The 11,888-nt window shown below is 62.4% G+C and carries 12 protein-coding genes and 1 pseudogene; 6 read left to right on the top strand and 7 right to left on the bottom strand.

Features of this window, described 5'->3' with window-relative positions; all coding sequences use genetic code 11:
* The 6 genes and pseudogenes from CWO89_RS47190 to CWO89_RS32260 all read right to left on the bottom strand — a co-directional run.
* Positions 1 to 193: pseudogene (locus CWO89_RS47190) on the bottom strand (ShlB/FhaC/HecB family hemolysin secretion/activation protein); the annotation flags it as partial.
* Between the two features lie 234 nt (positions 194 to 427).
* Positions 428 to 820: a hypothetical protein gene (locus CWO89_RS32280; protein WP_245476682.1), complete on the bottom strand. Its 393-nt coding sequence runs from the start codon at positions 818 to 820 to the stop codon at positions 428 to 430.
* 112 nt (positions 821 to 932) lie between these two features.
* Positions 933 to 1,787 carry a S1 family peptidase gene (locus CWO89_RS32275; protein ID WP_245476681.1) on the bottom strand — a complete coding sequence of 285 codons (855 nt, stop codon included), beginning with the start codon at positions 1,785 to 1,787 and terminating at the stop codon, positions 933 to 935.
* A 34-nt stretch (positions 1,788 to 1,821) separates the two neighbouring features.
* Entirely contained in the window at positions 1,822 to 3,144 is a 1,323-nt protein-coding gene (locus CWO89_RS32270) for a FecR family protein (protein WP_130582538.1), read from the bottom strand.
* Between the two features lie 69 nt (positions 3,145 to 3,213).
* Positions 3,214 to 3,768 carry an RNA polymerase sigma factor gene (locus CWO89_RS32265; RefSeq protein WP_130582537.1) on the bottom strand — a complete coding sequence of 185 codons (555 nt, stop codon included), beginning with the start codon at positions 3,766 to 3,768 and terminating at the stop codon, positions 3,214 to 3,216.
* Positions 3,769 to 4,050: 282 nt separating this feature from the next.
* The gene (locus tag CWO89_RS32260; protein WP_245476680.1) at positions 4,051 to 4,650 is read right to left on the bottom strand and encodes a hypothetical protein; all 600 of its coding nucleotides are present in this window, start codon (positions 4,648 to 4,650) and stop codon (positions 4,051 to 4,053) included.
* 612 nt (positions 4,651 to 5,262) lie between these two features.
* Between CWO89_RS32260 and CWO89_RS32255 the strand changes: the two genes are divergently transcribed.
* The 5 genes from CWO89_RS32255 (at position 5,263) to CWO89_RS32235 (ending at position 9,472) form a co-directional block, all read left to right on the top strand.
* Positions 5,263 to 5,733 carry a DUF2231 domain-containing protein gene (locus CWO89_RS32255; protein ID WP_245476679.1) on the top strand — a complete coding sequence of 157 codons (471 nt, stop codon included), beginning with the start codon at positions 5,263 to 5,265 and terminating at the stop codon, positions 5,731 to 5,733.
* Positions 5,730 to 7,097, top strand: coding sequence for a PQQ-dependent sugar dehydrogenase (locus tag CWO89_RS32250; protein ID WP_130582535.1), 1,368 nt, complete (start codon positions 5,730 to 5,732; stop codon positions 7,095 to 7,097). Before CWO89_RS32255 ends, CWO89_RS32250 begins: the two co-directional genes overlap by 4 nt.
* A 444-nt stretch (positions 7,098 to 7,541) precedes the next feature.
* Positions 7,542 to 7,973 (top strand): cupin domain-containing protein, encoded by a 432-nt coding sequence (locus tag CWO89_RS32245; protein ID WP_130582534.1) that lies wholly within the window; start codon positions 7,542 to 7,544, stop codon positions 7,971 to 7,973.
* Positions 7,974 to 8,117: 144 nt separating this feature from the next.
* Positions 8,118 to 9,032 carry an RNA polymerase factor sigma-32 gene (locus tag CWO89_RS32240; RefSeq protein ID WP_130582533.1) on the top strand — a complete coding sequence of 305 codons (915 nt, stop codon included), beginning with the start codon at positions 8,118 to 8,120 and terminating at the stop codon, positions 9,030 to 9,032.
* A gap of 155 nt (positions 9,033 to 9,187) precedes the next feature.
* Positions 9,188 to 9,472, top strand: coding sequence for a DUF2158 domain-containing protein (locus CWO89_RS32235; RefSeq protein ID WP_130582532.1), 285 nt, complete (start codon positions 9,188 to 9,190; stop codon positions 9,470 to 9,472).
* 22 nt (positions 9,473 to 9,494) lie between these two features.
* Here the strand turns inward: CWO89_RS32235 and CWO89_RS32230 are convergent, their stop codons facing one another.
* A complete protein-coding gene (locus tag CWO89_RS32230; RefSeq protein ID WP_130582531.1) occupies positions 9,495 to 10,676 on the bottom strand; it encodes an MFS transporter in 1,182 nt (393 codons plus the stop codon).
* Between the two features lie 103 nt (positions 10,677 to 10,779).
* On the opposite strand from CWO89_RS32230, the gene CWO89_RS32225 reads away from it, so the two are divergent.
* Positions 10,780 to 11,739 (top strand): LysR family transcriptional regulator, encoded by a 960-nt coding sequence (locus tag CWO89_RS32225; protein WP_130582530.1) that lies wholly within the window; start codon positions 10,780 to 10,782, stop codon positions 11,737 to 11,739.
* The last annotated feature ends 149 nt before the right edge of the window (positions 11,740 to 11,888 follow it).

Raw genomic sequence — 11,888 nt, 5'->3', positions numbered from 1 at the left:
CGTCCGCATTCGCGGGCTGCGGCGCAGGGGATGCATTCGCCGGCTGCTGCGCCCTTTGCGGGGCGGCACCCGCCTCACCCCATGTCAGCGCGCAAAGACCGCCGGCGATCACCGACACGATAGGCCTCAGGCCGAGCAACACCGTTCGGGCGGACGCAGGTCCGCCACGCTTGTAACCGATCTCAGATTGCACGGGTGCTCGCTCGTCTCCTGGGCACACACATGACGACACGGCGGAATGCCGCGTTCATGGTGCCTCACTTCAACAGACGATCGACCCGGAGCGAGACTGAATCAAAGTCTTAAGAAATTTTTGCGTGCGCCTTACGATTCGCGGACGGCGCGTGCGCCCTGCGGACCACCAGCGAAGCGCGCGGCGCAAACCACGCAGCATCAGGCTTTTCCGACGTCGTCCCCGGTCGTGATGCTATTTCAGATTCAGCAACAGGCGCAGGCGCAGGGGCTGCAGCATTTCCGGTGGCGGTGCCTCCCCGACATTGCCCCGCGTGAGGATCTTCCGCAGATCAGCTTCGGCCTGCGCATTGTTGAGCGGGGGGAAGCTCACCTTTTCGACCGTGCCGTCAGGATTGAGCCAGGCGCGCACCTCGAGCATCTGCGGCGGCCCGTCCTCTTTTCCGCGGTGTTCGCGAAGATAGGCCCGGAAACGATTGCCGACCTCGTCATCCGCTCCCATCCAGTCTTCAAAACGATACCTGACCAGCTTCGCGAATTGAGTCCAATGCGGCGGCGCCTTGCTTGCCTCGCGAAATTCCTGCGACCGCGCTGGCGCGAAAACCAGCGCCGGCGAAAACGTCGCCACGATGGCTGTCGCCGCAACCCAACCGGCTATCCTGGACGCGGACCGACGCCGCGAATGTCGGCGCGCCGGGAACGAATTCGATTGAGAACTCATCTGCCACATGCGTCTCGCCTCAATTCTGCAAACACGTGACCCGTGCCGAGATCGAAGCCGCCCGGCTGGATCGCGAGGTCGTGGCGACAATCTGGGATCGGTCATCTTCCGCGACACGAACCCCCTTGGAGGCGAGGAAACTCTTGGCGTCCCCTGCCCCCACCGCGACCACACGGCTCGATCCGGTCCTGCGGCTTATTATCCCTTGTACCAGGCCACGACTGTCCAGTACCGGCGCACCGCTGGCGCCGAAGGTGACATCCGTATCTATCTGCAGCACACCCGACTGGCTGCCTGGGCTTCCCGCGACGGTCGCGTTTGCAAACATACCGCGGTTGGTCGCCAGCTTATCGTAAGCAGAGGCAAACACCATATCGTTGGTGCTCACGCCGACCGAGCTCGGGAAAACCGCCGCCAGCCCCAGGGTCTTCGACACCTTGATCAGCGCGATATCCGCGCTGGGCGACAAGGCCACGAGCTGCGCCGCCAGGGCCCGGCCTTCCTTGAAGACAATGAGCCGCGAGCAATCTTCCGCCGCGTGACGGGCGGTCAACATATGGCCCTTGTCGTCGACAAAAAAGCCGGTGCCGGTCTTTTGGCGGTTAGGCACCGTAGGCTCCTGCGTGCGCGCCAGGGGCGAAACCTCAGACCGCTGCTGATGCGGCGCGAAATTCCCAACCGCCCAGCCGATGTCATGGGCCTCGGCGCGCCAAGCGGCCGTCGTCGTCAGCCCCAGCAGTCCGAAACCGACCGCAATGCCTTGGACGACGGTGGCCAACCTGCGACACCGGTGCACGCCATCCGCATGTCGCGGCTTGATCATTGAATCCTCATTGTCCTGCAGTTTGTCTGGCAGACCTGTCTTGTCGAACAATTTGTCGCGGGGGACATGGAGTCCATTCAAGACGCTAGCTCAGCAACACGATGCCCCCCGGCAGGGACCGCGCCGTGGCGCCGAACAGGCCGTGGGCCTGAGCGATGAAGTCGTCCAGGTGATCGAGATGGAATGTGCCCGAAATCATCCGGTGCCCAAGCTGCTCGTCCATAACGACAATCCTGCCCTGCCGGTAGCGATTGATCTCTTCGACCAGACGATTGACCGGCCAGTCGCGGACGATCAGAAGACCCTTTCGCCAGGCGTCCGCCTGCTCCAAATCCGCTTGCGAGGCGCGTCCGAGCCCCATCGCCGCCGAATAGGATATCTGCTGCTCGCCCGAAATGGCGACGCGTTGTCCTTTCCATTCGACTTCGACGGCGCCTTCAAGGCACGACACCGAGACGGCACGATCGAGACATCTCACATTGAAACTGGCACGACGCGTCGTGACGCGGCCTCCGGCGGCATCAATGACAAGCGGCGCGGGCGCGTCGCGCTCGGCCTGGACGGCAGCCTCGCCCGAAATCAGTTCGATGCGCGGAGCCCCCTGCTCGGATCGTACGGCGATGCTCGTCTGGGTGTTGAGCGTCAGCGAGAGGTTGTCGGCCAAGGCGATGTTGCGTCGTTCGCCCTTGCCTGTCCGATAGTCCGCCGACAGTTCTTCGAACGACGGCCATAGCCCCATCGGCGGACGGACGACCACATATCCGGCGGCCACCGATGCGGCAGCAGCCATCGCGCCCCCGATCAGCGCCCGGCGGCTGAGCCTGTCGCGCGCGAGAGGCGGCCTCCAGCGCTCGACATTCACAAGCTCTTGGCTGGCGAGCGCGCGCGTGGCCTCCCCGAAGCTGCGCCACAGCCTCACGGCATCGCGGAAGGCGGCCTCGTGTTCAGCGCTGCGCTGCCGCCAAAGTGCCAAAGCGGCAGCATCGTCCGACGTCGCCGAGCCCGAGTGCAGGCGAATAACCCACGCAAGCGCCTGCCGCAACAGCGGGTCCAGCTCGGAAGGAATATCGTCGCCTGCGGTCAAGGCCAATCGCTCTTTGTTGATTCTCCCGCCGAATGATTCCGGCGTACTCAAAAATACCGCGTCCTCATGCTCTATAGACGATTGACGCAAAGGAAGACTGAATCGAAAATCCGGGCTATCCGCACTTTCAAGCTCTTTATCGCTATAGAAAGTGCATCTTTCAAAATTTTTCTTGAAGATTCGCGGTCCGCGCAGCCATTCAACCGTGCGCGTTGGAAAAATGCCGCTAGAGCATGATCCGGAAAAGCGGAAACCGGTTTTCCCTCGCGACAAACGCGAAGCGTTTGCGCGGAGATCATGCTCAAACAAAGACGACGAGACCATGATCCGATTCCGTCCAATCGGATTATGATCTAAACAGCCTGACAAGCACGTCCCTTGCCAAGATGCAAGCTACTCGCTGGCTTTCGCCTTTGGACGCGGCCCGAGGCGCCGGAGAACGGTGCGGCCGAGCCGGCGGCTGAGATGCTCCATGGCATGCTGCAGGTCGAAATCGACCGTGCGCACATTGATGCCAAACCGAGTAGCGATCTCGCGGTGGGGGAGATGGTCAAGATGGGCTGCGACAAACACGTCGCGCCGCCGGGCGGGCAATTCCGCGAGGGCCTTCTGAAACTCCGTCAGCTCGATGCGCGATTCTGTCACCATCGCCGGGTCCGGACGGTCGTCGGGGATGATGTCCATGATCGCCGCGATTTCCGAGGCGTTCAACAAGTGCCGATCGCTCTTGCGCCGATCCTTGGCAACGTTCAGCGCAGTGCGAAAGAGATAGTCGACGGGGCTGTGAATCGGCACCGCATCGGACACTCGATCGACCCGCAGAAACGCTTCGTGCAGCGCCTCGCGCGCGAAATCCGAGGAGCCAAGGCAGCGCGTCAGACGCTTGGCCAAGCCCTCGTAATCAGCTGCGACTGTCTCTCGCAGAGATTTACTATTCGAATCAGACACCTACCAGCCCCGCAACGCCACGCCCTGCGTTTCATTTCGCAGACCGTGGTCAGTCCCACGATTTTCCCTATCGACCGAGGATGACACTCGCGTGACGGACATCAGTCACTTGCAAGCTGGTCGGCGATTGCGGCAATCGAACCACAGGTGCGGGAATATCGAGATACCGCGGCCGCTTTGCCGCAATCGTTGGCAACGGCTGCGCGCCCCGAGAATCGTTTGATGGCCGCAGCATCGAGTAAGATGTCGCCGGAGCTTGAGGCAACCCTTTATATTGGTCGCCTACAGCGCGTGGATCGAGATCATGAAGCGGATCGGGAGCGGCATGTTGGGCGGCGCCTGCTGGCTCAACACCAGGCCACGCAAGCTCTCGGCGATCGAGCTATCCCGATCAAGGTCGCCTGTCGAACCGTCGAGCTCGGCCCTGTCTACGATTCGCGAGGACGGCGTCACCCATAGTTTGACCGCGACCCGATATTCGCCCCGCCTGGTCCGCCCGCCCTTCTTGAGCGCCTTCTGAATGTCCGATTGCAGGAGGCTGATATACTCCCCCAGATTGCGATCGGAAGCGTCGGTCGTACCGCGAACACGCAACGTTCCAAGCGTTATGTCCGCGGAGACCGGAGGATGGGTGGGCGGCTCGTCGGGATCCGGCACGGACGCCGGCGCGAGCGTCACGGCGTTGGATCGGCTATAGCGAACCCTCAGGTCAGTATCGGCCAAGAGCGTCAGCAGCGCGGCCTGCGGCGTGAACTCGCCGTTGACCGGCAGCGAACGGAAGCCGGCCGCCGAGGTCGTTTCGAACATCACCTGGACGCCAGCCTGCTGGCTGTACGCCTGCAGGGCGTCGATCAGCGGCTGCGCCGGGATGTTAAACGTCATGAGGCCGATCGGCGGCTTCCGCTCGTTTCCAGATGCGACGGTAACCCCTACCAAAATGACAAGTAGCGCCGCAACCTTGGCCAAGGTCCAGGCGCCGAAGCGGGGCAAGCTCATCCTCTGCCGGACTTGCGCACGGGACGAAGCGATTTGGCCAATACGTACCATCACTGACAACCGAGCCGTCTCGTCGGCTACTTCCTCGCGAGGGCCTTCGATTTCGCGCAAGCCGATCCCGGAGGTCGCGCCATTCCTCGGTCCTCACATGGTACCTTCCTATGTCAACCATATGACAGATTGCCTGACGGTGTCACCTGCCCGACCTTGGCACACCCGCCGATACCGCCGCAGCTGAACGAGCGCACGCCTCGAGACGATGACGCGGGAGGCAGCTCGGATAGGTTTCGCGAGCCGAGCCGAGGTCAGCGGCTAAGGTCACAGAGGATTTACCGTCAGTTTCGAACGCGTGCTTTTGAAAGCGCCGCCCACTTTCCCATTTGCACTTATGGGTGCTGCGAAGTGCTCCGACATATCGAACAGATCGAAAGTTGCCTTGCCAAGCAGGCGTTGGCGCCGAGATGCCGCGCACGTGCACACTATCGTGAGGATCGAAGTATGACGCAAATCGCGATGGCCTATAGCAGTTCCACAATCGAAACCGAAGCGGTGCCGGTGGTTGCGCCCCGCCGGCACGCCATTCATCAAATGCTGCTGCCGTTTTCGGTGGCCTACTTGATCGGCGCCTTCGTCACCGATCTCGCCTATTGGCGAACTGCGCTGGTGATGTGGGAGAGATTTTCGGTCTGGCTGATTGCGGCCGGTCTGGTGATCGCGGCGCTTGCGGCCATTGCTTCCGTGATCGATCTCCTGATCGACAGGCAGAGGCCGGCTTGGTTTCGCGCACTCACCTATGTTGTCGCGATCGTGCTCTCGATCGTGAATGTCCTCGTTCACAGCCGCGATGGCTATACAGCGGTGGTGCCGACCGGCCTCGCGCTCTCGGGGCTCGTCACGATCCTTCTGCTGTCCCTGGCGGTGGGAGGTTGGGGCTTGACCTATAGCGATCGCGCAGGAGCAGCCGAATGACCAGCTTGCTCAATCTTTCCCGTGCGGCGAACCTGCCGCGCTTTGCCGCCGTGGCTGTGGCCGCCGCCGCTGCCTTGAGTCTCGCCGGCTGTGACGACAGCGGCGGGAATCCTGCAAGGCAGATCGGCGCCCATCCGTACTTGCCGGAGGTGCAGCAATATCTGCTGCCGCCGATCAGGATTGCGCGGCCAGCTCCGTGGGGCAGCGAAACGCCGAAGGTGGCGGAAGGATTGCAGATCCGTGCATTGGCCACGGGGTTCGAACATCCGCGATCGCTTTATGTGCTGCCGAACGGCGACGTGCTGGTGGTCGAAAGCAATGGCCCGAAGGCCCCTGTCTTCCGGCCCAAGGATCTCGTCACCGGCTGGGTGCAATGGTTCGCCGGCGCCAAGGCGCAGGATGCAAATCGCATCACGCTGTTGCGCGACACCAATGGCGACGGCATTCCCGATGTGCGCACGGTGTTCCTCGACCACCTTAACTCGCCATTCGGCGTTGCACTGGTCGGCCACGATCTCTACGTCGCAAACACGGATGCGATCGTCCGATATCCCTATGAGGATGGACAAACCAGCATCACCGCCCCGGGCACCAAGCTGACTGATCTTCCCGGCGGGCCGATCGATCATCACTGGACCAAGACCTTGTTGGCGAGCCCTGACGGCACAAAGCTCTATGTCGGTGTCGGCTCGAACAGCAACATCACCGAGAATGGCATCCAGGCCGAGTATGAGAGAGCCGCGATCTGGGAGATCGACCGCGGGACCGGCGCCCATCGCATCTTCGCCAGCGGCGTGCGCAATCCCACCGGGCTGCAGTGGGAGCCCGAGACCGGCAAGCTCTGGGCCATTGCCAACGAACGTGATGAGATCGGCCCCGACCTCGTGCCGGACTATTTGACCTCGGTGCAGGATGGCGGCTTCTATGGCTGGCCTTACAGCTATTATGGCCAGCATCTCGATCCGCGCGTCGAGCCACAACGCCCCGATCTCGTGGCCAAGGCGATCGTGCCGGACTATGCCCTGAGTTCTCATGTGGCTCCGCTTGGCCTCGCCATGTACACAGGCAATAACCTTCCAGCGCAGTACCATGGAGGCGCATTCGTCGCCGAGCATGGAAGCTGGGACCGAACCCCGCTCAACGGCTACAAGGTGGTGTTCGTGCCGTTTAGCAGCGGCAAGCCATCCGGTCCTGCGCAGGATGTCGTCACTGGATTCCTCAATGCGGACGACCGTGCGCACGGCAGGCCGGTCGGCCTGGCGATCGATCGGGCGGGTGCACTGCTGATCGCCGACGATGTTGGAAACACGGTGTGGCGGGTGTCCGCCACGAGCCCAGCGGCCCAAACCAAGTCAGACACATAAGCCGCCTGAAGCGTTTTCGAGCGAAGTGGATACCGGTTCGCGTGAAGAAAACGCTTCAAAACAAGAACCTAGAGCTTCGGTTCTGATTGGATCAGAACCAAAGCTCTAGAGGAGCCCAAGGAGCGTGGCAGAGCCGGGCGTCGTTTGTATCGCGACGCTCGGCTCCGTCGTCGCCGGGATAGCGCGCGGCCCGCAGGCAATCGCAAGATCGAGATCGCACGTATTTTGCGAATTCGCACGCCCGCCTCACCTCCTCAACCCGACGCACACTTCACAAATAACTGCGGCGTGAGCCCGCTGTCTGCGAGCACAGCAAGCTCACCGATTTGTAAGCAGCGTCCTCTCAATCGGACGTGAACTGATTAAACCCCTGTTTAATGGCCCTGCCGACCACGCCTGCCTATCGTTAGCGAGCAGCTAACGCGAAACGTGAGCGTGATCGCCATGAACAGCTCAGTCCAAATTGTCAGCCCCGATCGCTTCGACCTCGGCACGACACAAACTCCAGGCTCCGAACGTCGTGCCGCGATCGATCCCGCGCTCGGTATCCCTTCGGCCATCTGGGGCGGGCTTTTCGAGGTCAAGCCGGGATCACGCACCGGTATCCACCATCATGGGGAGCAGGAAACGATCGCATTCGTCCTTTCCGGCGCCTGCGAGATCCGCTGGGGCGCCAAAGGAGAATTCGTTGCCTACGCAAAGGCTGGCGATTTCATCCACGTTCCGGCCTTCCTGCCGCACATGGAAAGCAATCTCTCGAACGAGCAACCGTTCCGCTGGGTCGTCGTTCGCAGCACGCCGACGCCAATCATCGTCAATCTTCCCGATGCGATCTGGCCGGACAGAGACGCCGTGCGCCCAAGCGAGGTGATCTGAAATGTGCGTTTCAGCAAAAACCGTCGCTCTCGAAAGACCGATGCAGCGCCTGCCCCTAATGATCGTACTGCCTCGACACAGCTCAGGCCCCGACCAGCTCTCGACGCAAAGCGCCGGGTGCAAATAACTGACGGAACCTTTACAATGGAACAATACTGTCTATTGGACGCGGAACAGGAACAGCAATTTGCACGCCGTTGGCATGAACTCGGCGATCAGGCCGCGCTGCATGCGCTCGTCAAAAGCCACCTCAGGCTTGCGGCCAAGGTAGCGCGGCATTATCGCGGATATGGTCTGCCGCTTCCCGATATCATCGCCGAAGCCAATGTCGGCCTGGTCGTTGCCGCCCAACGATTCGAGCCGAACCGTGGCTCGCGTTTTTCGACTTACGCATTATGGTGGATCAAGGCGAGCATTCACGAATACATCCTGCGCTCCTGGTCGCTCGTCAAGATCGGAACGACCGCGGCTCAGAAGAAGCTGTTCTTCCGCCTCAGGAGCGAAATCAGGAAAGTCTCGAACAACCCGACCTCGCTCACGCCGGAAATTGCCAATACGGTCGCCCAGCACCTGGGCGTCACCGTTGCCGACGTGATCGAGATGGACGGCCGGCTGCGCGGCGACTTCTCCCTGAACAAGCCGATGGACGACGATGGACAAACGGCGGAATGGGAGACGATGCTGGTCGATGATTCCCCGGACGCCGAAGTGATACTGGCGGAACGGGATGAGACGACCCAGCAGACGAGCGCACTCTCGGCCGCGCTGAAGGTGCTGACACCGCGGGAGCGGCAGGTATTCGAAGCACGGCGTCTCACCGACAATCCGCCCACGCTCGCAGAGCTCGCCAACCGGCTCGACATTTCGCCGGAGCGCGTGCGGCAGATCGAGAACCACGCCTTTGAGAAAGTGAAGCGCGCAGCCGTCGGCTATCTGAGGACCGATCGATTGACCTCCGATGGCGCGACGAGCGTGCCGCCGCCCACTCAAGGCGACCGCCTGCAACGGAACGAGCAGGGTCATGAAGGGATGCGCGCGGAATACGAAATGCAGATCTAGAGCGTTTTCGAGCGAAGTGGATACCGGTTCGCGTGAAGAAAACGCGCCAAAACAAGAATCTAGAGCTTCGGTTCTGATTCAATCAGAACCGAAAATGCTCTAGTGAGGTATTGAAGATCTCACCTCATCGTCTCTGAAGAAACGGAGGCTCTGACATGCTCGCAGTGATGAAGCGCTTCTCGATCGGTGCCGGTTTGATCCTGTCACTCAACGCGCCCTTTTTCGCTCCGGCATTTGCCGCCCCGGCTTCACAGGGCATCGCGACCGCCGGACCCGCTACGCCCCAATTTCGCCCCGGCGATCTTGTCCGCCTGCGCTCAGGTGGGTCATTGATGACGGTGGACACGGTCAAAGACGATCAGGTCGACTGCTTCTGGACCGACGGCAGCGGCCAAACCAACAACGCGACCTTCCCCGTCCAGGTCCTCCGAAAGTTCTGACCGCAGACCTCTGACCATTGCGCTATTCCGCCGGACACGTCGCCGCCTGAGCCTGTGGCCGATCGAGCCGCAGGCTCCACAGCGCCAGGGCAAGACCGGCCGAGGTGATCGCCGCCGCAACCAGGGGCAGCGCGGTGAGACCGAACCCATGGTCGATGGTGACGCCGCCGGCCCAGGCGCCGAATGCATTGCCGAGATTGAACGCGGCGATGTTGAGGCTCGAGGCGAGCGTCCGTCCGGCCTCGCCGGCGGTCTCGAGCACCCGGAACTGCAGCGGCGCTACGGTCGCGAACGCCGCGATACCGAGCAGTCCGACCAGCACGATGGTCAGCACCTTCAGCGGAAGCACAGCGGTCATTGCGACCAAGACGACCGCGAGCGCTGCCAGCGTTCCGATCAGAGCGCGCGGCAGGCCTCGATCGGCCAGCCGTCCGCCGGCGACGTTGCCGATAGACAGCCCGAGCCCGAATACCAGGAGGATCGGCGATACGGCAGCATCGGAAAATCCGGTAACGCGTGTGAGGATCGGCTGGATATAGGTGAAGACCGTGAACACCCCGGCAAAGCCGAGCACCGTCATGGCGAGGCAAAGCTGGACCTGCGGACGAAGCAGCACCGCCAGTTCGTCGCGTATCGTCACCGCATTGCCGTCCTCGCCTACGTGGCTCGGCACGAACAGCGCCACGATGGCAAAGGCCCCGACGCCGATCACGGTAACCGCCCAGAACGCCGCGCGCCATCCGAGCGATAGCCCGATCCAGGCGCCGAACGGCACGCCAAGTATGGTTGCCACCGTGAGGCCGACGAACATCGTCGCGATCGCGGAAGCGCGCTTGTCCTCGGCGACGAGGCTTGTCGCGACCACCGAGCCGACGCCGAAGAACGTGCCGTGTGCCAGCGAGGTCAGCACCCGCGCGGCCATCAGCAACCCGTAGCTCGGCGCCAGCGCGCAGGCGGCATTGCCGAGCGTGAAAATGGCCATCAGCGCCAGCAGCACGACCTTGCGCGGCATCCGCCGCGTCGCCAGCGTCAGGATCGGCGCGCCGACGAACACGCCCAGCGCGTAACCCGAAATGAGCAGGCCTGCGGCCGATACCGACACCTGCATGTCGGCAGCGATCTGCAGCAGAAGACCCATGATGACGAATTCGGTGGTACCGATGCCAAAGGCACCGGCGGTGAGCGCAAGGACAGCGATGGGCAAGGATGTGGCTCCGGACTGGAAGGGACGCAAGCGCGGAAATAGCGTCGGGGCCTTACGAGAATTAGAGGGCGACAAGTCCAATCATTTGTGACACCAATTCAACATGGTCCGATCAGACACCAACCGTTCCGGCGAAATGGAAGTGTTCGTCCGCGTCGTCGACCGCGCCGGCTTTACCGCCGCGGCGCGGAGCTTGCGGCTCACGCCGTCTGGCGTGAGCAAGCTGGTGTCGCGGATGGAGGCCCGCCTCGGCGCCAGACTCATCAATCGCTCCACGCGCAAGCTGCAGCTCACGCCGGAGGGCGAAGCCTTCTATCAACGTGCGGTCCGCATCCTCGCCGAGATCCAGGAAGCCGAACACGAGGCCGCTGCCGGCGCGATGCCGCGAGGCCATCTCAGCGTCAACAGCAGTATCCCGTTCGGCACGTTGCATGTCCTTCCGCTGGTGCCGCGCTTCCTCGCCGAGCATCCAGGGATCACGCTCGATATCGTCCTCAACGACACGGTGATCGACCTCATGCAGGAGCGCGCGGACGTCGCAATCCGCGTCGGGCCGTTGCAAGTGTCGCGGCTGATCGCACGCAAGCTTGCGACCAGCCGCATGGTCGTCGTGGCCTCGCCTGATTACCTCGCCAAGCATGGCATGCCGAAGACGCCGGCTGAACTCGCCAGCCACCGCGGCATCGGCTGGACCTTTCCACGCACGATCCGCGGCTGGCCGTTCCGCAAGGGCGAGCGGATCGAAGAGGTCCTGCCGCCGCCGGTTGTCCGCGCAAGCGACGGCGAAGTCGGGCGCCGGCTCGCGCTGGGCGGTGCCGGGCTGGCGCGGCTTGCGCTATTCCAGATCGGCCCGGACATCGAGGCCGGACGATTGGTGCCGGTGCTTCAAAATCTGAATCCCGGCGACCGCGAAGATATTCACGCGGTCTATGTCGGCCACGCCGGCCCTCTTCCCGCCCGCGTTCGCGCCTTTATCGATTTCCTGTCGCGCCACATCCGCCTCGATGACCCCGCACTCAAGCGCACCGCCGACGGCAAGTGGAAGCTGGTGAGAAAATCGTAGGACGGATTTGCGTCCCACGCCCCTCCGCAGCCGTCATTGCGAGCCAACGGGTCGCAATGACGATGTGGATACTTTGGGTGCGACAAGACGACCCGACGGGCAAATCAGCAAAAGTTTGTCCATCCCTCGCGCGAAAAATATTCCGCTTT

It is taken from the genome of Bradyrhizobium sp. Leo170 (assembly GCF_004296405.1).
Lineage (GTDB): Bacteria > Pseudomonadota > Alphaproteobacteria > Rhizobiales > Xanthobacteraceae > Bradyrhizobium.
The sequence above is the reverse complement of the archived record's forward strand: the minus strand, read 5'-3'. Positions and strand labels throughout refer to the sequence as shown.

What these genes read in the sequence shown, in the direction of transcription:
- CWO89_RS32235 (WP_130582532.1), top strand. Translation starts at nt 9,188, where the DNA reads ATGCTCGCAGTGATGAAGCGCTTCTCGATCGGTGCCGGTTTGATCCTG.
- CWO89_RS32250 (WP_130582535.1), top strand. Translation starts at nt 5,730, where the DNA reads ATGACCAGCTTGCTCAATCTTTCCCGTGCGGCGAACCTGCCGCGCTTT.
- CWO89_RS32255 (WP_245476679.1), top strand. Translation starts at nt 5,263, where the DNA reads ATGACGCAAATCGCGATGGCCTATAGCAGTTCCACAATCGAAACCGAA.
- CWO89_RS32270 (WP_130582538.1), bottom strand. Translation starts at nt 3,144, where the DNA reads ATGGTCTCGTCGTCTTTGTTTGAGCATGATCTCCGCGCAAACGCTTCG.
- CWO89_RS32245 (WP_130582534.1), top strand. Translation starts at nt 7,542, where the DNA reads ATGAACAGCTCAGTCCAAATTGTCAGCCCCGATCGCTTCGACCTCGGC.
- CWO89_RS32225 (WP_130582530.1), top strand. Translation starts at nt 10,780, where the DNA reads ATGGTCCGATCAGACACCAACCGTTCCGGCGAAATGGAAGTGTTCGTC.
- CWO89_RS32260 (WP_245476680.1), bottom strand. Translation starts at nt 4,650, where the DNA reads ATGACGTTTAACATCCCGGCGCAGCCGCTGATCGACGCCCTGCAGGCG.
- CWO89_RS32240 (WP_130582533.1), top strand. Translation starts at nt 8,118, where the DNA reads ATGGAACAATACTGTCTATTGGACGCGGAACAGGAACAGCAATTTGCA.